The 20,376-nt window shown below is 66.0% G+C and carries 21 protein-coding genes, 1 pseudogene and 1 riboswitch; of the genes and pseudogenes, 3 read left to right on the forward strand and 19 right to left on the reverse strand.

The genetic code is table 11. The annotated features are described in order from the left end of the window. The 10 genes from CKO40_RS19865 to cbiM form a co-directional block, all read right to left on the reverse strand. On the reverse strand, positions 1 to 1,803 hold the full coding sequence (locus CKO40_RS19865; RefSeq protein ID WP_200348195.1) for a restriction endonuclease subunit S: 1,803 nt from the start codon (positions 1,801 to 1,803) through the stop codon (positions 1 to 3). Next, on the reverse strand, positions 1,800 to 2,210 hold the full coding sequence (locus tag CKO40_RS19870; RefSeq protein ID WP_200348196.1) for a type II toxin-antitoxin system VapC family toxin: 411 nt from the start codon (positions 2,208 to 2,210) through the stop codon (positions 1,800 to 1,802). Before CKO40_RS19870 ends, CKO40_RS19865 begins: the two co-directional genes overlap by 4 nt. Continuing rightward, complete coding sequence (locus CKO40_RS19875; RefSeq protein ID WP_200348197.1) at positions 2,210 to 2,428, reverse strand: FitA-like ribbon-helix-helix domain-containing protein; 219 nt, start codon at positions 2,426 to 2,428, stop codon at positions 2,210 to 2,212. The genes CKO40_RS19870 and CKO40_RS19875 overlap by 1 nt, the downstream gene beginning before the upstream one ends. 271 nt (positions 2,429 to 2,699) lie before the next feature. After that, entirely contained in the window at positions 2,700 to 2,972 is a 273-nt protein-coding gene (locus CKO40_RS19880) for an antitoxin (protein WP_200348198.1), read from the reverse strand. Beyond that, positions 2,969 to 3,253, reverse strand: a complete 285-nt coding sequence (locus tag CKO40_RS19885) for a BrnT family toxin (RefSeq protein ID WP_200348199.1) — start codon at positions 3,251 to 3,253, stop codon at positions 2,969 to 2,971. Before CKO40_RS19885 ends, CKO40_RS19880 begins: the two co-directional genes overlap by 4 nt. Before the next feature lie 192 nt (positions 3,254 to 3,445). Further along, positions 3,446 to 4,339, reverse strand: a complete 894-nt coding sequence (locus CKO40_RS19890) for a sirohydrochlorin chelatase (RefSeq protein WP_200348200.1) — start codon at positions 4,337 to 4,339, stop codon at positions 3,446 to 3,448. Between the two features lie 15 nt (positions 4,340 to 4,354). After that, positions 4,355 to 5,035: an energy-coupling factor ABC transporter ATP-binding protein gene (locus tag CKO40_RS19895; RefSeq protein WP_200348201.1), complete on the reverse strand. Its 681-nt coding sequence runs from the start codon at positions 5,033 to 5,035 to the stop codon at positions 4,355 to 4,357. A gap of 152 nt (positions 5,036 to 5,187) precedes the next feature. Beyond that, positions 5,188 to 5,979, reverse strand: coding sequence for a cobalt ECF transporter T component CbiQ (gene cbiQ / locus CKO40_RS19900; protein ID WP_200348202.1), 792 nt, complete (start codon positions 5,977 to 5,979; stop codon positions 5,188 to 5,190). Between the two features lie 163 nt (positions 5,980 to 6,142). Next, on the reverse strand, positions 6,143 to 6,940 hold the full coding sequence (locus CKO40_RS19905) for a RodZ family helix-turn-helix domain-containing protein (RefSeq protein ID WP_200348203.1): 798 nt from the start codon (positions 6,938 to 6,940) through the stop codon (positions 6,143 to 6,145). Positions 6,941 to 7,029: 89 nt separating this feature from the next. Beyond that, positions 7,030 to 7,770 (reverse strand): cobalt transporter CbiM, encoded by a 741-nt coding sequence (gene cbiM / locus CKO40_RS19910; RefSeq protein WP_200348204.1) that lies wholly within the window; start codon positions 7,768 to 7,770, stop codon positions 7,030 to 7,032. 157 nt (positions 7,771 to 7,927) lie between these two features. Beyond that, positions 7,928 to 8,156: riboswitch (cobalamin riboswitch) on the reverse strand. Between the two features lie 34 nt (positions 8,157 to 8,190). Here cbiM and CKO40_RS19915 point away from each other — a divergent pair. From CKO40_RS19915 to CKO40_RS24590, 3 genes and pseudogenes are all read left to right on the forward strand, one after another. Continuing rightward, a complete protein-coding gene (locus CKO40_RS19915; protein WP_200348205.1) occupies positions 8,191 to 8,337 on the forward strand; it encodes a hypothetical protein in 147 nt (48 codons plus the stop codon). Positions 8,338 to 8,401: 64 nt separating this feature from the next. Next, a pseudogene (cobJ, locus tag CKO40_RS24585) lies at positions 8,402 to 9,130 on the forward strand (precorrin-3B C(17)-methyltransferase); the annotation flags it as partial. Between the two features lie 309 nt (positions 9,131 to 9,439). Beyond that, the gene (locus CKO40_RS24590) at positions 9,440 to 10,882 is read left to right on the forward strand and encodes a cobyrinic acid a,c-diamide synthase CobB (protein ID WP_338074232.1); all 1,443 of its coding nucleotides are present in this window, start codon (positions 9,440 to 9,442) and stop codon (positions 10,880 to 10,882) included. A gap of 5 nt (positions 10,883 to 10,887) precedes the next feature. Here CKO40_RS24590 and pyrC read toward each other — a convergent pair whose 3' ends face one another. The 9 genes from pyrC to CKO40_RS19965 form a co-directional block, all read right to left on the reverse strand. Beyond that, positions 10,888 to 11,925 carry a dihydroorotase gene (pyrC, locus tag CKO40_RS19925; RefSeq protein WP_200348207.1) on the reverse strand — a complete coding sequence of 346 codons (1,038 nt, stop codon included), beginning with the start codon at positions 11,923 to 11,925 and terminating at the stop codon, positions 10,888 to 10,890. 37 nt (positions 11,926 to 11,962) lie between these two features. After that, positions 11,963 to 13,651: a SulP family inorganic anion transporter gene (locus CKO40_RS19930; protein ID WP_242477200.1), complete on the reverse strand. Its 1,689-nt coding sequence runs from the start codon at positions 13,649 to 13,651 to the stop codon at positions 11,963 to 11,965. 8 nt (positions 13,652 to 13,659) lie between these two features. Then, positions 13,660 to 15,528, reverse strand: a complete 1,869-nt coding sequence (gene oadA, locus CKO40_RS19935; RefSeq protein WP_200348209.1) for a sodium-extruding oxaloacetate decarboxylase subunit alpha — start codon at positions 15,526 to 15,528, stop codon at positions 13,660 to 13,662. Positions 15,529 to 15,542: 14 nt separating this feature from the next. Further along, the gene (locus tag CKO40_RS19940; protein ID WP_200348210.1) at positions 15,543 to 16,961 is read right to left on the reverse strand and encodes an acetyl-CoA carboxylase biotin carboxylase subunit; all 1,419 of its coding nucleotides are present in this window, start codon (positions 16,959 to 16,961) and stop codon (positions 15,543 to 15,545) included. 83 nt (positions 16,962 to 17,044) lie between these two features. Then, a complete protein-coding gene (locus tag CKO40_RS19945; protein ID WP_200348211.1) occupies positions 17,045 to 17,251 on the reverse strand; it encodes a 4Fe-4S binding protein in 207 nt (68 codons plus the stop codon). A 14-nt stretch (positions 17,252 to 17,265) separates the two neighbouring features. Then, positions 17,266 to 17,931 carry a 2-oxoacid:acceptor oxidoreductase family protein gene (locus tag CKO40_RS19950; protein ID WP_338074231.1) on the reverse strand — a complete coding sequence of 222 codons (666 nt, stop codon included), beginning with the start codon at positions 17,929 to 17,931 and terminating at the stop codon, positions 17,266 to 17,268. Then, positions 17,928 to 18,818, reverse strand: a complete 891-nt coding sequence (locus tag CKO40_RS19955; protein ID WP_200348213.1) for a thiamine pyrophosphate-dependent enzyme — start codon at positions 18,816 to 18,818, stop codon at positions 17,928 to 17,930. Before CKO40_RS19955 ends, CKO40_RS19950 begins: the two co-directional genes overlap by 4 nt. Next, positions 18,815 to 19,957 carry a transketolase C-terminal domain-containing protein gene (locus CKO40_RS19960; protein WP_200348214.1) on the reverse strand — a complete coding sequence of 381 codons (1,143 nt, stop codon included), beginning with the start codon at positions 19,955 to 19,957 and terminating at the stop codon, positions 18,815 to 18,817. The genes CKO40_RS19955 and CKO40_RS19960 overlap by 4 nt, the downstream gene beginning before the upstream one ends. A gap of 1 nt (position 19,958) precedes the next feature. Further along, complete coding sequence (locus tag CKO40_RS19965) at positions 19,959 to 20,306, reverse strand: carbon monoxide dehydrogenase beta subunit family protein (RefSeq protein WP_200348215.1); 348 nt, start codon at positions 20,304 to 20,306, stop codon at positions 19,959 to 19,961. Positions 20,307 to 20,376: the final 70 nt, after the last annotated feature.

Genomic DNA, 20,376 nt, shown 5'->3' on the forward strand with positions numbered 1-20,376 from the left:
TTATAGCGTTATCGCAGGCGAATCAACGGCCTCAAGCGCAATGGCGGCACTGGCCGCACTGGCCGATGGTGACTGCTGAGCAACCTCTGAACGACAGCGACCGCTGGGCGTGAGAGCCTCGTGGAGGAGAGTGTCGAGGAGACGGGCGCGGGTGGTGTCGGCGGTGGTGAGGGCGGCCTCCAGCCGGTCGCAGAGGGCCATGAGGGCATCGACCTTCGCCACGATCCGGTGTTGTTCGGCGAGGGGTGGGATCGGCAATGGAAGCGGCTTGAGCCTTGCAGCCTTGATGCCCTTCGCGGTCAGGCCCGTAGAATGCTCGTCGATCAGGTTCTGTATCACGTCGCTCATGATCGCGAACATCAGATAGCGCGTGTCGATTTCCGCATATGGCTGAAAACAGATCACCCGCTGCGCGAGAGCGAATGGCTCCTCAATTTCGTTGATGCAGATGTTCGCAAGCGGCGCCTCGGTCGTGAAGAATAGATCTCCCAGTTGCGGGAAACCACGCGTCATCCATGCCTTGAATGTCTTCTCGGCGATGAACTCTCTTGGCGTCCGATGGAGGCTGCCCATTCTGACATTCTTCGCCGTAATGAGCGGAATGCCTTCTGTGGTCTTGGTTGGGGTCTTTCCGCGATAGTCTATGAAGAGGAAGAGGTTCTCGAAAGACTCCGCGGACCAACCGGATGGCAAATTCATAGACAGCGCATCTGGAGCGGGCGAAGGTGCGGGCTTAATCCTCGCGTCGCCTGTCTCGCGCTTGGCCGCTGTCTTGGCCTCAGCAATCTGCTTCAAGAACTCTGACGCCGGTTCGTCGGTCGGGTCCTGTGCCACCAGTTTGCCGCGGACGGCGAGGTTGAGGATGGTCTGGCGGAGGGGTTCGATCTGGTCGAGGCGGGTCGTGAGGGCGGGGAGCGTGGCGAGGGCGAAGCGGGCGTTCGCCGAGAACTCGGCTACATCAGCGTCGGGCGCGGTCAGGCGGGCGAGGCTGGCGGCGGTCAGCCGGTCGCGCAAGCCCTCGCGCGCGGTGCGGGCCGCCTCTAGCTGGTCCAGTAGCGCCATCAGCTCCTCCACCTTCGCCACGATCCGCCGTTGCTCGGCGAGGGGTGGGAGGGGGAGGGGTGAACTCGTGAAATACTCGGTCGGAACACGCTTTTGGCCCGCGGTGCCGGTCATCCTCGGGATACCAGTCTCGATGAACTGCGGGCTCTTGAGGAACAGAATGATGTAATCCGCGTCGACGAAGAGCGGGCGGACGACATGCAATTCCGTTGTCCCGGCGCCGATGCCGCCGGTTAGGTTGCGAAACACCGTCGATTTGCCGTTCTCAAAGCACGGCGTGATTTTGGCCAGCCCGACATCGCCGTTAGCGAAGTGGGTATAGCCCTTTTTGATCTCGCCCCAGCGGCGCGGTTCGTGTCCGTTCGCAACGCCATATTCGGCGGCGATCATGGACATCGGGACGAAGGATGCTTCGAGGTTGTCGGCGGCCTCGTTACGTGGACTGATGATCCCGAGTTCTGCGAGCTGCGTCCAAGCCCATCCGCGCGGTGCAGGGAACGGCAGATCATCGGGTTCGAGCGGTGAGAATGCTCTGGGCTTGCGGATCGCCTTGGCCTTCACCAGCCGCGCCTTCTCTGCCGCGATCCGCTTCAGCAACTCCGACGCCGGTTCGTCGGCCGGGTCCTGCGCTACCAGCTTTCCCCGCACGGCGAGGTCCAGCACGAAGCGGCGCAGGCGGGGGACCGCCCCCTCCGCCTCCGCCACCTTTTCGTAGAGGGCGAGGAGTCGTTCGGCATTCATCGAAAGGGATTGAGCAGGGCGACGCCGGTGCCGCCGAAGTCGCTCGTGTTGCGCGTGACCACCACGAAGTCGTAGATGAGCGCGACGGCGGCGATCTGCTTGTCGACCGGATGCTGTGGACTCGGCGCCATCAGCTTGCCCCAAACCTGGGCGCAGTCGGCATCGAAGTCGAGGATGCGGTCCGCGTAATCGGTGACGAGGACGTCGAGCCAGTCCTCCAGCAACCGGGCTTGGGGCTCGTCACCACGGTTGCGCAGCCGCTCGACGCCGCACCGCAGTTCACCAATGGTCTGTACGCTGAGGTAGAGGTCCTCGGGCGATGCGTCGCCCAGAAAGCGGCGCACGCCGGCGTTGGCCCGCGCGCCCTTGCGCGCTTCGCTGATGACGTTGGTGTCGACCAGGTACATCAGGCCGAATTCGGATGGCGGGCGAAATCCTCATCGGTACCGACGTCGGGCATGCTCGCCAACACCTCGGCGAACGAGCGCCGGGGCGGCCGACTCAGCGCGTTGCGCAGGATCTCCCGGTGCTCGGCCTCGGCGCTGCGTCCGTGCGCGGCCGCCGCTTGCTTGAGCGCTTGGACGACCTCGGCGTCGACATTGCGAACGACGAGATTGGTTGCCATGTTTGCCTCCCGGAATTGATTGCAATGATTGCGTTCAAGCTAGCCCCGACCGCGAATCTCTGGCAATGGCGGGGCGGCGAGCCGCATGTCGAGCAGCAGGGCCGCGTCGCGCTCCGGAATCTCAGGCCGTAGGTCGGGTTAGCCCCTCGGGGCGTAACCCGACGGTCGGCAGCGCGGTTCCCGGCGGAGGCCGCTGTCGGGTTACGGCACGCGACCAGCGCCTGTGCTTCGTCGGCGCCGACGTGCCGGCGCGCCTCACCCGACCTACGCGCTACCGGTCTTCGCGCAGCCGACCTTCGACGTATTTATGGAGAATGCTTGCCACCAGGGTCTGGTAGGGCATGCCTTCTGCCAGGGCCTTCTTCTGGAGGCCGCGCAGGTCCTTCGAGGAAAGCCGGATATTGATCCGCGCATCCTTCTTGAACATCACTTCCGCGTATTCCCGATGCCGCTGCTGTATTTCCGTGGCATTGGGTGCCTGCTGAAGCTCCCCGGCCTCGAAGGCTTCCAGGAGCTCATGCTCGTTATGATCCAGTCTGCTCATCTTGCCCCCAAATAGGTCTTGGTCGCTTTTCGGCTCGGAATGATCGTCTTCAGAAAGACCTCATCGTCCGACTCGACGAAGGGCACGAGATAGACGTAACCCTCTATTTCGATCACATGGATTTGCTGGCCTGGATAACGCCCCTGATTCGGATGATTCGGATGATCCAATGTATCCAGGATGCCGCCCGCAGAGATATGGAAGACGACATCTTCGAAGGAAACATGCCGCTCCTGTTGCAGTTGTCTGTTCTTCTCTGGATTCCAGTTGATCGGTTTCATGGGCCGAGTGTAGTACAAGAGGTGCCGTTTGTACGCACCAAACCGTTGCCGCCTCAGCCCAAGCGCGGCGGTTCGGACACCAACACCCTGATCTATTGTCCCGACTTATGTGATCCGGACACCAAGAAGCCGCCAGATACTGAAAATAAGCGGCTCCTCCGTCTGGATTAGTCCCAGCGGAACAATACTTCTTCAGGGCAGGATGGGCTCGGGCGCGGTCGGTTCGACATGAGGGTCGTGGTGGTCATGGTGGTTGTGATGCGCGGCGAGGGCCAGCGAGCAGCCATCGCAGGGTAGCAGGGCGCTGCCGTCGCGGCACTGCTGCAGGCGCAGGTCGAGCAGGTCCAACAGCTGCTCGTGATCGTTGATGTAGTCGGCCTGATGGATGACGCGGGTCGGATACTGCTGCTGCAGCCGCGCGACCTGCTCGCGGATGCGCTTGATCAGCCGCCCGGTGAACAGGTAGTAGGGCAGCACGATGAGCTGGCTGCAGTCGAGCGCGTCCAGACGCTGCACCACCTGCTCGAGCCGCGGGAAACAGCAATCGGTGAACGCCGGCATGACCAGCGCGTGCTGGGTGGTCGCGAACAGCCAGTGCGCCATCTTCGCGACCTCGCCGGTCGCCTCGCGGTCCGAGGCGCCGCGTGCGAGCAGGACCACGCCGGTGGTGCGCGGGTCGGGCATGTGCAGGGCGGCCATTGCTGTGTGCAGCCGGTGGCGCAGCGCCTTCAGCAACTGCTCGCTGGTGCCCAGGTGGTGGCCGTAGCGGAATTCGACCTCGGGATGGCGCGCGCGGGCGGCGGCGATGGCCTGCGGGATGTCGCCCTTGACGTGGCCGCCGGCGTTGAGGATCAGCGGCAACACTAGCACGCGGCCGCCGCCGCTGAGACCAGAGCCGAGGCTGGCCACGGCGCGCTCGAGACCCTCGTCGAGCAGCACCGGCGCATGCTCGATCCAGCACACCTGGATGCTCGTCTCGGGATGGCGCTCGCGCCAGCGCGCGGCGCAGTGCTCGACCTCCTGATTGCCCTCGAAGCCTGGATCACGGGCGCCGTGGGCAGCGAGCAGCACGACTTCGTCGGTCATCGATTATCGGTCTCCTTAGAGGGGGTGGGCGAGCGGCGCGATACGGCCGTCGCGCAGTTGGTGCTCGTCGCTGGCGAGGCGCTCGCGGAAGGCGCGGTCGTGGGAGACGATCAGCATCGCCTGGGGCAGGGCGTCCAGGATCGCCAGCAACCGCGCGCGGGTGTGCTCGTCGAGGGCGTTGGTCGGCTCGTCCAGCAGCAGGACCTCGGGCCTCATGCAGAGCACCGTCGCCAGGCTCACCAGCCGCTTCTCGCCGCCGGAGAGCTGGTGCGTCACCCGCCCGCGCAGATGGCCTAACCCGAGCTGCTCGAGGGTGTGATCGGCCGCAGCGATCGCCTCGGCGCGCGACCAGCCCAGGCTCAGCGGCCCGAAGGCGCAGTCCTCGAGCACCGTTGGGCAAAACAGTTGATCGTCCGGGTCCTGGAATAGCAGCCCGGCGCGCCGACGGACCTCGGTGAAGTCGGCCTCGACGCGGCGCGGCTTGCCGAAGGCGACGATCTCGCCGCGGCTTGGCGTCAGCAGCCCCAGCATCAGCCATAGCAGGGTGCTCTTGCCGGCGCCATTGGAGCCGGTCAGCGCCAGGCGTTGGCCCGGCGCCAGCGCGAGATCGACCCCGCGCAGCACCGGGCCGCAGCCGGGGTAGTCGAACTGGATGCCGCGCAGCGTGAAGAGCGGCCCCTGAAACCGGGGCCTCATCGGCCGCGGTGGCGGCGCGCAATGACCATTACTGTGAATCACGCGGGATTCATCGTCCGGGGGTGGTTCCTTGCCATGAGCGTGAGCGTGAGCCAATCCAGAGACCCGGCAGCAACCGACCCCGCCATCCACGTGGCACCCTGCCATGCGCGTTAGCCAAGCCGCCACTCCAGCAGGAGCAGGCCGGTCAGCGCCAGCATGGTCAGGGCAGCGAGCCCGGCGTCGATGCGGCGGAAATGCAACGTATCGAGCACCGGGAACCGGCCGCTGAAGCCGCGGCACTTCATCGCGCAGAGCACCCGCTCGGCCCGCTCGAGGCTGCGCACCAGCAGCATGCCGAGCGCATAGCCAAGGCTGCGATAGGTATGCCAATTGGTGCCGGGGACGAACCCGCGTGCCCGCATCGCGATGCGCATGCGGTCGAGCTCGGCATCGATGAGGCCGACGTAGCGCACCGTGAACTGGAGCAATTGCACCAGCACCGTCGGCATCCGCAGCCGATGCAGGGCATGGCCGATGACGACCGGGTCCAGCTCCCCGACCAGCGCCAGCAGCATCAGCAGGATGGCGTTGGCGGTCAGCGCGATGTCGACGGCCAGGCGCAGCCCTTCGGCGCTGGCCGTCAAGGGGCCGAGCGCGAACAGCGCATGGCCGGGCGTGGTGAACGGCAGCATCAGCAGCATCAGGAGCACGAAGGCGTCCATCGCCGCGAGCTGGCGCAGGGTGCGGCGCAGCGGCAGCCGGGCGAGCGCGGCGACCGTCAGCGCCAGCGCCAGCGCGACACCGAGGGCGACGGGCTGATCGAGCAGGATCACGACCCCGGCGAAGCCGATCACGGCCAGGATGCGCGCACGCGGGTCGAGGGTCTGGATCGGGCCGCGCGCCGGGTGGGTCCTGTCGCCAGCGCCGAGCAGGGGAGCGCTGGGATCGCCGAGATGGCTCATGGCGCTGGTCCACTTGCAATGCGGTCAAGACGCGCCGACGTGCGTCGCTTGTGCGGGCTCATGCGATTCTGGGCGGATGGTTTAGAGGCCCTATCAACACAGCCGCTTGACTCGCGCAAGCTACTGATTTTGCTGACGGCGGAAACCATTTTGCTAGGGTTTCTTAGGTCCCCGGTTGGTTGCGGCGCTCGCGGTGGGCGTAGACGAAGAACAGCACGCCGAAGAGGCCGGCGATATAGCCGAGGCCGCCGATGATCTCGTGCAGGCGTTGGCTCTCGCGCAACCGGGTCAGCTCGCGGCGCAAGGGGCGGATCTCGTGCTGCACGGTGCGGGCGATTAGCGTTCTGAGCGCGTTCGGGTCGCTGAGCGCGGTGGGAACAGTGACGCGTTCGGTCGGGGTTGCGGTGGCGTTTGCCGTGCCGCTCGCCGCACCGGAAGCGTCGCGAGCGGCCGTGGTACCGGTCTGGGCGACATCAGCGGGGGAGGTCTCAGCCCGGGCGTTTCCATCGTTCGTCGGCGTCGCGAGCGCGTCCTGCTGGCTCATTGGCGGACCATCCGCTGACGCTTCGATGGCGGCACGGTTGCCGGCAGCGGTCGGGGTTGGATCAGGGGTCGCAATCGCTGGCAGCTCATCGACCGACAACCTGGTCTCGGCGACATGGCCGGCGCCCAGGTTGGCGCGCAGGGTGTGCGGCACCGCCGAGGTCGGCCGATAGCGGAACAGGCCGTCATCATCGATTGTGGTCTCGCCGAGGCGTTCGCCATCGGGGCCGAACACCTCGATGCGCGTGCCGGGCTCGGCCACCTCGCCGCTGGAGAAGCCAACTTCGCCCTCGATCGCGTTGCCCAACGGCCAGGCCGAGAGGATGACCTTGTGCGCGGCCGCGGGCGGCACAGCGCAGAGCAGCGCGAGCAGCAAGATGCCCGACAACAGGCTCGCCAGCGGACGGGGGCAGCTCAACGGGTGCGATAAAGCCAATTGACGGGATAAGGCGCACCCCAGTGATAAGCCCAACGGCCACAGCGCGTGGGTTTGACGATAGTATCCGTTCATCGCGTTAAACGGGCTGGTTGCTCACTGAAAACCGGCGCAGGCTGCTCTGACGGCGGTTGAACGGGCGACGAATGCGGCGCCCGGCTGTCAGCGCCGGCCGTCGCCCGCGCCGATGCTGATGCCGAGGCCGACCGGCTCATCACGCCGAGCAGGTCCGGGCGCACGCGTCGGATCAGCGTCACCGCGGCGGCGCACAGCAGCCCTTCGACGAGCATCACCGGCACGTGGCCGATCACAACCAGCTTGGCGGCCGGGATGAAGGCCTCGCCGGAGAGGGCCAGCACCGCGGCGACCCCCAGCGCCGTCAGCGCGATCGCCAGCGCCCCGGCGGTCGCGCCCCAGACCGCAGCGAGGGTCGCGTTGGGACCGGCGACGCCGCGCCGGCAGAGATAGAACACGATCACCGCTGGCAATGCGATGTTCAGGGTGTTGACGCCGAGCACGGTCAGGCCGCCGAAACCGAACAGCACCGCCTGCAGCAGCAAGCCGATGAACAGGGCCGGGAAGGCGACCCAGCCGAGGATCAGGCCGGCCAGGCCGTTCATGATCAGGTGCAGGCTCGAGGGGCCGATCGGTACATGCACGAGCGAGGCGACGAAGAACACCGCGCTGAGCAGACCGGCGGCGGGGATACGCTGCAGGTCGAGCTCGCGTGCGCCCTTGGCGATGCCGGCCACCGCGAGCGTGCTGGCGCCGAGCAGCACTGGCAGCGACAGCGCGCCGTCTAGGATGTGCATGACGGCCTCGCGGTCTGGTGGGGACTTGCTTGCTGGGGGCTTGCTTGCTGGGGGCGCGCTCGGTGGGCGCTCGCTCGGATCGACGCGCGCAGGCGGCGCGCATGCAGCGGGTCAGGACGCATCATGACAAGACTCCTCGGGATCGCCCGTCCCGGTCGGATGATGAGTGGAGGCGGCAGGTCTCCTGACTCGCGCGTCATCGGCGGCGACCGGCCTTCCCAGCGACTGATCCCGTTCCGGATCACAGCCAGTGGCCCGTTGGCCGCGCCTCGGCGCTTACAGTTGCGGGGACAGTCACGGACTCGATGCGGGGCGCATCCCACCGTGTTCCCTTTTAATCCCGCGCCGCGGCAGCAGCGACGGGAACCGCGTGGCAAGCATGATACGCTTTGTGTCCGATTCGCGATAGTTCCCCGCCCCATGCTCACCACGTCTTCAGTGCTACACCGCGTCCCGTCGGCCGCCGTCGCTCGGCGCTTGGCCGCCATCGACCGCCTTGCCGCCCTCATCGCGCTGCACCGCGACCTGCCGCAGAGCGCGCCCATCGCCTGGGGTGAGCTGGCATGATGGCACCAACGAGGCGTTTTTTTGCCGCAGGCCGGTCTCGCATCGCCTGGGGTGAGCCGGCGTGATGGCAGGCCATCTCGCACTCGTCGGGCTCGGTCCCGGCGACCCGCGCCAGATGACCCTGGCCGCGCATGACGCCATCGCCGCCGCAGAGGTGATCGTGGGCTATCGTCCCTACGTCGAGCTGATCGAGGCGCTGCTTGGCGAGCAGCAGGTCATCGCCTCGGGCATGACCGAGGAGCTCGCACGCTGCCGCGCCGCGCTGGAGCAGGCGCGCGCAGGGCGACGGGTGGCGCTGATCTCCTCTGGCGAGGTCGGCGTCTTCGGCATAGCCGCACCGCTGTTCGAGCTGCTGTTCGCCGAGGGCTGGCGACCGGGTGCCGACGTCGAGGTCACGGTCGTTCCCGGCATCACCGCCGCATCCTCCTGCGCTGCGCGATTGGGCGCGCCGCTGAGCCACGACTTCTGCGCGATCTCGCTGTCGGATCAGCTCACGCCCTGGGCGGTCATCGCCGAGCGGCTCGACGCGGCGGCCCGCGCCGATTTCGTCATCGCCCTCTACAACCCGCGCAGCCGGCGCCGGCGCGCGCACATCCTGAAGGCGCGCGAGATCCTGCTGCGGCACCGCCCCGCCGAGACGCCGGTGGCGATCGTCGAGCGCGTCTATCGTGACGGCGAGCGTAGCGAGCTGTGCACACTCGCCGATTTCACCGCCGCCGAGATCAGCATGCTGAGCACCGTGATCATCGGTAACCGCAGTACCCGGGTGCGCTCTGGGATGATGCTGACTCCGCGCGGCTACGAACGGAAATACGCGCTCGCGGATGGCCGTATCCGGCCCGGCGAACGGCCCGGATGGGCGTTGGGAGAGGGGGGCGATCGCAATGCCTCCGAGCACGGGCCCGGGCTGGCTCCAGTTGCCAATGCCGCGGGGGCTGGCGGCGGCGCCACTGGGGCGAGCCCGAATCACGGCACCGTCGAGCCTATCGGCGCTGGGGTGGATTGCACCGACGTTGAGCAGGATTGCACCGAGGCTGGGGCGGAGGCCGCGCTTGCGCGCGTCCAAGAGACCGACTGCGAGGCTCACTCCGGCGCTGGCGCGGTGCGCGCTTGTCCGGCCCTGTTCCTGTCGGCAATCTCATCCGGCCAGGGCAAGACGACGCTGGCCGCGGCGCTCGCCCGTTACCATCACCGCGCCGGCCGGCGCGTGCGGGTGTTCAAGATCGGTCCGGACTTCCTCGATCCGATGATCCTGGCCCGCGCCTCGGGCGCCGAGGTCGAGCCGCTGGACCTGTGGATGGTCGGCGAGCCAGCCTGCCGCCGGCTGCTCTACGAGGCCGCGGGCAAGGCCGATCTGATCCTGGTCGAGGGCGCGATGGGGCTGTTCGATGGCACGCCGTCGGGCGCCGATCTCGCCGAGCGTTTCGGGCTGCCGGCGGCGGTGCTGATCGACGCGCGCGGCATGGGGCAGACCTTCGGCGCGCTCGCGCTGGGTCTGGCCCAGTACCGGCCCGGTCTGCGCCTGGCCGGCGTCATTGCCAACCGGGTCGGCAGTGAGCGGCATGGCGAGATGATCGCCGAGGGTATCCCGGCTCAGGTGCCGTTCCTCGGCGCCTTGCCGCGATTGGATGAGGCTGCCTTGCCAAGCCGGCATCTGGGGCTGGTCCAGGCTGCTGAGATCGCCGATCTCGAGCAGCGGCTCGATGCCGCGACCGCGCATCTCGCTGGGACGGCGCTGGCCGAGTTGCCGCCGTCGGTCGCGTTTCAGGCGCCGGCGCCCGGCTTCGAGCCCGAGCCGGACACCGCGCTGATGTCCGCACGGGCGCCAAAGCGCGCGCCTGAGCCGGCGCCCGAGCCGCCCGAGCGCGCGTCCGAGCCGGCGCCCGAGCCGCCCGAGCGCGCGTTCGAGCTGGCGCCGGCACTCAGGCCCAAGCCAGCGCCTCTCCTGGTCGGTCGGCGAATTGCTGTGGCCCATGATGCCGCCTTCTCATTCCTTTATGCGGCCAATCTGCGGCTACTGCGGTCGCTCGGTGCCGAGCTGAGCCTGTTCTCGCCGCTGCGGGACAGCGCGGTGGAGGCCGATGCGATCTATCTGCCCGGCGGCTATCCGGAGCTGCATCTGGAAACCCTCGCCGCCAATCAAGCGATGCAGCGGTCATTGCGGGAGCATGTCGACGCCGGCAAGCCGCTCTATGCCGAATGCGGTGGCATGCTCTCGCTGCTGGAGACGCTGACCGACAAGGACGGTCGCAGTGGCTGCCTGGCCGGTCTACTGCCCGGTCACGGCCGGCTGCAGCCGCGCCTCGCCGGTCTTGGCATGCAGCGCCTGGCAACACCAACCGGAGTGCTGCGCGGCCACAGCTTCCACCATTCCACCATGGAGACCCCGCTGACACCGAGTACGTACGGTATCCGCCAACGCGATGGCGGCCGCGGCGAGCCGGTCTACCGGTATGGCTCGCTGACGGCCAGCTATCTGCATCTCTATTTCCCGTCGGCGCCTGCGGCGGCTGCGGCCTTGTTTATCGACGAGTCGCGGCTATGAGCGGTTCAAACCAGTCGCCAGGCGACCTCGGTCCCGGCGCGCAAGGGCAGGATCTCGTCCGAGCCTGTGCCGATCAGCTCGGGCACCGACCACGCCTGGGCTTCCAGGGTGATCTTGTCGTCATTCCTGGGCAGGCCGTAGAAGTCCGGGCCATGGAAGCTCGCAAAGCCTTCGAGTCGATCCAAGGCACCGGCGTCGGCGAAGACCTCGGCATAGAGCTCGATCGCCGCCGGTGCGCTGTAGATGCCGGCACAGCCGCAACCCGACTCCTTGGCGTTTTTTGGATGCGGTGCCGAATCCGTGCCGAGAAAGAACTTCGGGTGACCGCTGGTGGCCGCTTTCACCAAGGCCTGACGATGGGTTTCGCGCTTGAGCAACGGCAGGCAGTAATGGTGCGGTCGCAAACCGCCATCGAACAGCGCATTGCGATTCAGTAACAGATGATGAACGGTGATGGTCGCCGCGACCCGCTCGGAGGCTTCCAGCACGTAGTCGACGGCGTCCTTGGTCGTGACGTGCTCGAGCACGGTGCGCAGCGCCGGAAACCGCGTATTGATCTGCTGTAGATGCCGCTCGATGAACACCGCTTCCCGGTCGAAGACATCGATCTCCCGATCCGTGACTTCACCATGCAGCAACAGCGGAAGATCGACCTCCTGCATGACCTCGAGCACCGCATCAACCTGGCTCAGATCCCGAACCCCATTGTCGGAATTGGTCGTTGCGCCCGCCGGATACACCTTGACCGCATGGATCGCGTCTGACGCCTTGGCCCGGCGGATCTCGTCCGGCGAGGTGTTCTCGGTCAAGTACAGTGTCATCAGCGGCTCGAAGGTCATGCCCTCGGGAACCGCCGCCAGAATGCGCCCGCGATAGGCCTCGGCCTCGGCCACCGTGGTGACCGGCGGCTTCAGGTTGGGCATCACGATGGCTCGCGCGAAGCAACGAGCTGTGTCCGCAATCACCCTGTTCAGCATGTCACCATCGCGCAGATGGAGATGCCAGTCATCGGGTTTGGTGATTCGGAGTTGCTGGTTTGACATTCCAAACTGGAGGATCAGGTCGTTGCTGCAAAGGCTGTCATGCCGAGGCCATCTTACTCGCTGACGGCTGAGCTGGCAGGCTGTTTCTCATCCTCTCCCGTAACACATCCATCGCGGCTTGGACGGCCCGATGGCGATCCGGGTAATCCGACACGGCCTCGTGATCGAGGATTCTCAATTTCTGCAGGGGCTTCTTGATGGGCTCGCTGGCGCCCGCGACCATGACCTGTCCGCCCGCCGCGATCACGTCATGGGCCATATTCTCAATCGCAAGGGACACCGAGGTCCCCAGGAAGGGCACATCCGTCAGGTCGATGATCATGACCTTGGCGTTGGCGATGGCGGCATGCTCCTGGGAGATGGTCTTGGCCACCCCGAAGATCATCGGGCCGCTGAGTTGGAACAGCAGGATGTTGCCATCCGCGCTCTCGAGCAAGTCGCGGTCTTCGTCGCTGATCTGGATGTCGTCATCGAGGATGGAGATGGTCTTGACCTTGTGCGCCGGCAGTTCCGAGAGCTTCTGGATGGTGAGGAGATTGGCCAGGAAGACCCCGAAGCCGACGGCGACGATGAGGTCGTAGAACACCGTCAACAGCATGACGCTGTACATCAGGAGGGTGCTGGTTTTCGACACCCGGTGTGCCCGCTTCAGGAAGCTCCAGTCGAGGATATCGATGCCCACCTTCATGGCAATGGCCGAGAGGATCGCCATGGGCACATCCGCCAGCAGGGGCGCTGCCCAGAGGACGACGATCAGCAGCAGCAGCGCGCGGATCACGCCGGCCAGGATGGTTTGGGCACCGGTCTGGATATTCGCCACGGTCCCCATGGTGGCGCCGGCTCCGGGCAACCCGCCGAGGAGACCGGATACGATGTTGCCGATGCCCTGGCCGACCAGCTCGCGGTTGCTGTCGTGCTGGTCGCGGGTCAGGCTGTCCGCGATCATCGCGGTCAGCAACGTGTCGATGGCGCCCAGGGTGCCGAGGACGATGCCGTCCAGTAGAATCCGGGTGACCTCCTCAGGGGTGAACGACGGCAGCACGAGACTGGGCAGTCCCATCGGGATCTGGCCAATGGTGCGCAGGCTGCCGAGCGGCAGCAAGAACAGGACAACGGCGGTCCCGATCAGCAGAACCAGCAGTTGCGGCGGGCAGAAGCGACGCCACCGAGCCGGGTACAGCAACAGGAAGCAGAAGGCCAGCCCGCCGAGCAACAGCTCCGTCGAGTCCAGGTCCTGGATCAGCCGGGGCAGGGCCTCGATCGTGGCCAGCACGCCCCCGGGGGGCGCCGGATGGCCCAGCATCGGCGGGAGCTGGAGCAGGATGAGGATGATGCCGATGCCGGACATGAAGCCGGAGATCACCGCATAGGGCATCAGGGTGATGAAACGTCCTAGTTTCATGAGCCCGATCAGCAGCTGGAACGCCCCGGCGACCATGACCACCGTGAAGGCCATGGCCATGCCGTTCTCGGGGTAGCGGGCCACCAGGCTGGTGATGACCGCGGTCATGATCACGGTCATGGGACCGGTCGGCTCGGAGATCAGCCGGCTGGAGCCTCCGAACAGCGCCGCGAACAATCCCACGCAGACGGCCCCATACAGACCGGCCTGTGGACCGGCCCCGGAGGCCACGCCGAACGCAAGGGCCAGTGGCAGCGACAGGATGGCGGTGGTGACCCCGCCGGCAAGATCCGGTCCGACATGCTTGAATGTCAGGCGATTCATGAATGGCATCAGCCGCCAGTCGCCGGCTCGATCTCGATCAGCACCTCGTCCGGATTCACCGAATCGCCCTTGGCAACGAAGATGCCGGTCACCGTGCCGGCGATCGGGGCCTGGATCTCGGACTCCATCTTCATCGCCTCGGTCACCAACACGGCCTGTCCCGCGGTGACCGTCTCGCCTTCGCTCACCAAGACGTCGACGATGTTGCCCGGCATCGAGGTGGTCACATGGCCGGGCTGGGTGGGGCGCGGACGTTTTCCGGCGATGGCCGTCTTGACTGCGCCCTCGGCCCCGCCGGTCAGGACCACCTCATCGAGGGTCTCGACCAGGACTTCCTCCGGGATGCCGTCGATCGCCAGGTAGAAGTGGCGCTCGGCTTGGCCCTTGTGGCCGGCTCCGGTCACCTTGACGTGATAGGTCTCGCCGTGCACGGCGATGTTGAACTCGGTCGGCGCCGCCTGCGGGCCGAGCCCACTCGTTGGCGGCTCCAGCGGCTCGGGATGCAGGGTGCCGGCGGCCCGATGCTCGAGGAAGGCGCGCCCAACCTCCGGAAACATGGCGTAGGTCAGGGTATCCTCCGGCGAGCGCGCCAGGTCGCCGATCTCGTTGGTCAAGCGATCGAGCTCGGGCTTGAGCAGATCGGCCGGACGGCAGTCGATCAGCTCCTCCTTGCCGACCGCCTGCTCCTTCAATTCTGGATTGACCGGCGCCGGGGCCTGTCCATAGCGCCCCTGCAGATAGCGCTTCACCTCGTTGGTGATGGTCTGATAGCGGTTGTCGGTCAGCACGTTCAGCACCGCCTGGGTGCCGACGATCTGCGAGGTCGGGGTGACCAGCGGCGGATAGCCGAGATCCTCGCGCACCCGTGGGATCTCCTCGAGCACCGCGCCCATGCGCTCGAGCGCGTTCTGCTCCTTGAGCTGGTTGGCCAGGTTGGAGATCATCCCACCCGGCACCTGGTTGACCTGCACCCGGGTATCGACGCCGGTGAACTCGCTCTCGAACTGGTGGTACTTCTTGCGCACCTGATGGAAATAGACGCCGATCTCCTGGAGTGCCTCCAGATCCAGGCCGGTGTCGTAGGGCGTGCCGCGCAGCGCCGCGACCAGGCTCTCTGTCGGCGCGTGCGAGGTTCCCCCGGCGAGCGCCGAGATGGCGGTGTCGATGGTGTCGCAACCGTTCTCGATCGCCTTGAGATGACACATCTCGGACAGGCCGGCGGTGGCGTGGGAATGCAGGTGCAGCGGCAGCGGGACGCTGTCCTTCAGCGCCTTGACCAGCTCGGCCGTCACATAAGGCGTCAGCAGGCCGGCCATGTCCTTGATGGCAATGGAGTCGCAGCCCATCGCGGCCAGCTCGCGACCCATGGCGACGAAGCCAGCGCTGTCGTGCACCGGGCTGACGGTGTAGCAGATCGTGCCCTGGGCATGCTTGCCGACCGCCTTGGTCGCCTCGATAGCGGTGCGCAGGTTGCGCACGTCGTTGAGGGCATCGAAGATGCGGAACACGTCCATGCCATTGGCCGCGGCGCGGGTGACGAAGGCGCGCACCACGTCATCGGAGTAATGGCGATAGCCAAGCAGGTTTTGCCCGCGCAGCAGCATCTGCAAGCGGGTGTTGGGCAGGGCCTCGCGCAACTGGCGCAGTCGTTCCCAGGGGTCTTCCTTCAGGAAGCGCACACACGCATCGAAGGTGGCGCCGCCCCAGCACTCGAGCGACCAGTAGCCGATGGCATCGAGCTTGGGGCAGATCGGCAGCATGTCCTCGGTGCGCAGGCGGGTCGCGAGCAGTGATTGGTGGGCATCGCGCAGGATGAGGTCGGTGATGTTGATCTTGTTCGTGGATGCTGGCGTGGGCGTTGGCGTGGATGCGGACATGGATGGGTTCTCTCCTACAGACCGGCATGCGCCGCGACGGCGGCGGCGAGCGCGGCGGCGATGTCTTCGCGGCGGCGTTTGCTCGAGTAGTTGAGCAGTTCGGGATGGGCCTCGATGAAGCCGGTGTCGAAGCAGCCCTTGCGGAACGCGGGATGGCGCAGGATCGCCTGATAGAAGGGGATGGTGGTGCGCACGCCGAATAGGCCCATATCGCGCAGGGCGCGGTGGCCGCGATTGACCACATCGTCCCAGTTGAGTGCCCAGACGATCACCTTGGCGAGCATGGAGTCATAGTGCGGCGGGATGGTATAGCCGGTGTAGATGGCCCCATCGGTGCGCACCCCCGGCCCTCCGGGAGCGTAGTAGCGTGAGATGCGTCCGAAGCTCGGCAGGAAGTTGTTCCTCGGGTCCTCGGCATTGACGCGAAACTGGAGCGCATAACCGCGACGTCCGATCTCGTGCTGACGGTAGCGCAGTGCGAAGCCGGCAGCGATGCGGATCTGCTCCTCGACCAGGTCGACACCGGTGATGGTCTCGGTGATGGTGTGCTCGACCTGGATGCGGGTGTTCATCTCCATGAAATAGAAGCGCCCGGCCTCGTCGAGCAGGAACTCCACGGTGCCCGCATTGGTGTAGCCCACGGCGCGCGCCGCGATCACGGCTAGACCGTTGACGTACTGGCGCTGCGCCTCGTCGAGCTGGGGCGAGGGGGCGATCTCGATCAGCTTCTGGTTGCGGCGTTGGATCGAACAGTCACGCTCGAACAGATGCACGCAGTGGCCGTGGTGGTCGGCCAGCACCTGGACCTCGATATGACGCGGATTCACCACGCAGCGCTCGAGGAAGACCTCGGCGCGCCCGAAGGCCTTGGTCGCCTCGGAGATGACCCGGAGATAATTCTGGCGCAGTGCCTGCGGGTCGTCGCAGCGGCGGATGCCGCGCCCGCCGCCGCCGGAGGTGGCCTTGAGCATGACCGGATAGCCGATCTCCTCGGCGCAGGTCAGGGCCGCCTCCAGGCTCTCGAGATTCCCGGGGCTGCCGGGCGTGACCGGGACGCCGGCCTGCTGCATGGCCAAGCGCGCCGCGGTCTTGTCGCCCATGCGTGCGATCACCTCGGCACTCGGACCGATGAAGGTGATCCCGCGCCGCGCGCAGGCGCTGGCCAGCTCCGGGTTCTCGGACAGGAAGCCGTAGCCCGGATGCACGGCATCACAGCCGGTGGCAACGGCGAGATTGACGATCTGGTGCACGTTCAGGTAGCCGGCAAGCGGGTCATTGCCCAGACAGTAGGCCTCGTCGGCCTTCTTCACGTGCAGCGAATGGCGGTCGGCATCAGCATAGATCGCGGCCGAGCGAATGCCCATCTCGGCGCAGGCGCGGATGATGCGCACCGCGATCTCGCCGCGATTGGCGATCAAGATCTTACGAAGCATGACGGGGTCTCAGGCGTGGCCATTTCAAGAACCGGGCGGAGCGGCAAGGCCGGGACGGCCTCCTGCCGCCCCCCTCGCGTCCGTCAAGCGTTCAGGTCGACCTGCCTGACGCTCATCGCATCCTTCTTGCACAGGGTGATGCAGATGCCGCATCCCTTGCAGCGTTTCTGGTCCACGGTCACCGCCTCGCTGTCCTCGCAGTAGGCGATGACATTCGGGTCCGGGCATCCCATCGCGCACAAGGCGCATCCCGAGCAGAGTTTGGCTTCCACTTCGGCGGCATAGTACATCGAAACCCCCTGGATCAGTGTGTCTGTTGGAACATGGATTCGCCAGCCTTCTCGATGACCTCGAGATTCTTCTCGATCATCTGGCTGACCTTCGCGAACTTCTCCTTCACCGCGTCATCGAGCGCCGCGGTGCTGCCGGAGGCGACGAACTTGCTGCCGCCGAAGCGTTCCACCATGGCCGACTCCAGCGCATCCAACGAGGGCCGTTGCTGGATGCGGTAGAGCGCCCCGAGCATGGCGATGTTGGTGGACAGGTGCGTGCCGCTCACCCCCATCGCGACCTCGGAGGCGGGGACGTAGTGGACCTGCGCATCGAGTTTGGCTAGGTTGTCTCGCTCCTCCTCAGAGAGATCCAGGGCGGAGGCCGAGTTGATGATGATGGTCCCGCCGGCCTCCAGGCCATCGAAGAAGGGCATGGTGTAGCTCTTGCCCATGGTGATGACGTGGGGATGGAAGACCATGATGAGGCTCGGGTACAGGATCTCGCCCCGCTCGTAAATCGGTTCTTGCGCGATGCGCACATAGCTTTCGGCGGGCGCGAGCCGCTTTTCCGCGCCGAAGAACGGATTGACGGTGACCTGCAGATCGTCCTTGTAGGCGGCCATGCCGAGGATGTGCGCTGCGGTGACGACGCCCTGGCCGCCCAAGCCGGACATGCGGATGGACATCTTCTCTGTCATGACTGCTTGCCCTCTGGCTGCTTGCCCTCTGACCGCTTGCCATCTTCAAGCGCGCTCAAGAAACTGCGGGCATCGTCGGAGATGTATTCGTACTGCTTGAAGCGCTTCTCCTTTTCCCGAGCCTTGATCGTGACCACGGTGTCCGACGGCTTGGTCTTGAAGTTGGTGGGGCAGGGACTGAGCAGCTGCACGTAGGTGGGGCCGACCTCGCGGGCGATCAGGATGGCGCGGCGCACCACCTTGCCGAGCTTGCCCGGGCGCGATGGTGAGGCCGCGGCCACGTAGGCGCAGCCGGCGGCTTCGGCCACCTTGGGCAGATCGGCCTTGGGGAACACCTTGCCCTTGGGCGCCATGTTCATCACCGTGCCTTCCATGCTCATGCCGCTCTCCTGGCCGCCGGTATTGGCGTAGGCCTCGTTGTCGAGCATGATGGTCGCGATCTTCTCGCGCCGGAACCAGGACTGCATGACCATGTCCAGGCCGATGTCGGCGGTGGCGCCGTCGCCGGCGACCACGACCACGTCCTTCACCTGGTCCGGAAAACGCAGGCTCAGCGCGCGCTTGATGCCGCTCGCCACGGCGTTCTGGTTGCCGAACAGCGAGTGGACGTTGTGCAGGCCGACCTGCGGAAACACCAGGGCGCTGCAGCCGGTGGAGCCCACGATCACCGTATCTTCCGGACTCGGCAGCGAGCCGAGCACCAGCCGCAGCGACAGGGCCAGTCCGCAGCCGGCGCACAGCGGATGCTCCTCGATCAGTTCCTTGTACTTGCCCAGATCGGTGACCTTGTAGTCCTTCCCGTAGGGGCCGTTCTCCACCAGCTCCTTGTATTCCTTGGGCATCACGTCCTCGAACGCGGGCGCGATGCTGACGATGCGCGTACTCACTGGAGCACCCTCCTGATTTCATCGACGATGAGATGGGCCGGCATGGTCATGCCGCCAAAGACCCGAGGCGCGCCGATCACCCGCCGGGGGTCGTCCACCCTGGCCTTGAGCTCCTTGGCGAGCCAGCCCACCCGGTTGAGTTCGGGCACGATGACGGCGTATTTGCCAGCGGCCAGTCGCCTGAGCTCGTCGCTGGGGAACGGGCGGATCGACTTGATCTTCACCAGACCGACCGAAAGACCTTCCTGTCTGCAGAGACGCATCGCCTCGCGGCTCTGGCTCACGGCAGTGCCGGAGGTGATCAGCAGGACCTCGGCGTCCTCGTGCTCGGTCTCCACCAGTCCGCCGAGATAACGTTCCAGGTGCTTGCGCGAGCGCTCCTGTGCCGCCTCGATCTCCTGCTGCCAGGAGGCATGGGCGGCATAGCTGATGAAGTTGCTCTTCATCACGAAGGGATCGCGCATCTGCCGCACCGGCACGCTCTCCATGTCCATGGGCGGGACCGGCGCGCAGTGGGGATCGTAGGGCGGCAGCTTGCTGTCCGCGTCCGGAATCTGCAGGATCTCCTTCGTGTGGGTGACGAAGAAGCCATCGGCGAAGACACCCACCGGCAGATGCACCTCGGTCTTTTCGGCGACGATGAACGCCTTCAGCAACATGTCGTGCAGGTCCTGCGCGGTTTCGGCATGCAGCATCAGCATGCCGGTCTCGAGCAGGAAGGCCATCTCGATGGTATCCGGCTGGATCGTCAGGGGACTGTTGATGCCGCGGGTCAGGAAGGCGCAGACGATCGGCAGGCGCGAGCCGGCCCAGACCGGGAACATCTCGAACGCGCGCATGGTGCCGGGGCCGCCGGTGGCGGTGAACACGCGCACGCCGGCCATGGCCGCACCGGACACCGAGGACATGACCGCGAACTCGTTCTCGCCGCGGAAGTATTCCTTCACGTAGCCTTCGGCGAACAGGTCGCCGACCAGATGCATGCTCTCCGACTGCGGCGTGATGGGATAGGAGATGGCCACATCCACGTTCGCCTTCCTGATCGCCTCACGCACGGCTTCACTGCCGCTCAGGAAGTGCTTTTTCTTCTCCGCCTCGAAGAACAGGTAGTCGGGGCTTCGTACTTGCTGCTGCAGCATCTCAGCCCCTCGCCTTCAGTCGGTTGACCGCCGCCGTCAGCGCGTGCAGATCGGCCAAGGCGAAGTCTCGCAGGGAGATCACGGCGTCTTCGTGGCCGGCCTCCGCGCACAGGGCGATGGTGCAGCAATCGGTGCCGCCGCGAATGATCTTCAACGCCATATTGGCATAGTGGCAATGCACGCCGACGAAGACGCAGACGTCGATCTTGTTATGCCAGATGGTCAGGTTCGGGTCAGCAATTCCCGCCGCAAAAATATCTGCTTTAGAAACAATAAGTTGGCTTTGAGCCGAAAAAAATCTTTCGTAAACTTTTGAAGCCGAATCAGTATACTGCCACGACCTTCTCAAGCTGCGAGGCAGGTATTGATGAGTGGTCCGTTCTCACGCCAGCACCTCAGCGTCGCGGGACTGCTGCGCG

The organism is Halochromatium glycolicum, from assembly GCF_016584085.1.
Taxonomy (GTDB): domain Bacteria; phylum Pseudomonadota; class Gammaproteobacteria; order Chromatiales; family Chromatiaceae; genus Lamprobacter; species Lamprobacter glycolicus.

Bases quoted from the DNA above. Each gene is read 5' to 3' on its own strand.
- CKO40_RS19865 (WP_200348195.1), bottom strand. From the start codon at position 1,803: ATGAATGCCGAACGACTCCTCGCCCTCTACGAAAAGGTGGCGGAGGCG.
- CKO40_RS19870 (WP_200348196.1), bottom strand. From the start codon at position 2,210: ATGTACCTGGTCGACACCAACGTCATCAGCGAAGCGCGCAAGGGCGCG.
- CKO40_RS19875 (WP_200348197.1), bottom strand. From the start codon at position 2,428: ATGGCAACCAATCTCGTCGTTCGCAATGTCGACGCCGAGGTCGTCCAA.
- CKO40_RS19880 (WP_200348198.1), bottom strand. From the start codon at position 2,972: ATGAGCAGACTGGATCATAACGAGCATGAGCTCCTGGAAGCCTTCGAG.
- CKO40_RS19885 (WP_200348199.1), bottom strand. From the start codon at position 3,253: ATGAAACCGATCAACTGGAATCCAGAGAAGAACAGACAACTGCAACAG.
- CKO40_RS19890 (WP_200348200.1), bottom strand. From the start codon at position 4,339: ATGACCGACGAAGTCGTGCTGCTCGCTGCCCACGGCGCCCGTGATCCA.
- CKO40_RS19895 (WP_200348201.1), bottom strand. From the start codon at position 5,035: ATGAGGCCCCGGTTTCAGGGGCCGCTCTTCACGCTGCGCGGCATCCAG.
- cbiQ (WP_200348202.1), bottom strand. From the start codon at position 5,979: ATGAGCCATCTCGGCGATCCCAGCGCTCCCCTGCTCGGCGCTGGCGAC.
- cbiM (WP_200348204.1), bottom strand. From the start codon at position 7,770: ATGCACATCCTAGACGGCGCGCTGTCGCTGCCAGTGCTGCTCGGCGCC.
- CKO40_RS19915 (WP_200348205.1), top strand. From the start codon at position 8,191: ATGCTCACCACGTCTTCAGTGCTACACCGCGTCCCGTCGGCCGCCGTC.
- pyrC (WP_200348207.1), bottom strand. From the start codon at position 11,925: ATGTCAAACCAGCAACTCCGAATCACCAAACCCGATGACTGGCATCTC.
- CKO40_RS19930 (WP_242477200.1), bottom strand. From the start codon at position 13,651: ATGAATCGCCTGACATTCAAGCATGTCGGACCGGATCTTGCCGGCGGG.
- oadA (WP_200348209.1), bottom strand. From the start codon at position 15,528: ATGTCCGCATCCACGCCAACGCCCACGCCAGCATCCACGAACAAGATC.
- CKO40_RS19940 (WP_200348210.1), bottom strand. From the start codon at position 16,961: ATGCTTCGTAAGATCTTGATCGCCAATCGCGGCGAGATCGCGGTGCGC.
- CKO40_RS19945 (WP_200348211.1), bottom strand. From the start codon at position 17,251: ATGTACTATGCCGCCGAAGTGGAAGCCAAACTCTGCTCGGGATGCGCC.
- CKO40_RS19950 (WP_338074231.1), bottom strand. From the start codon at position 17,931: ATGACAGAGAAGATGTCCATCCGCATGTCCGGCTTGGGCGGCCAGGGC.
- CKO40_RS19960 (WP_200348214.1), bottom strand. From the start codon at position 19,957: ATGCTGCAGCAGCAAGTACGAAGCCCCGACTACCTGTTCTTCGAGGCG.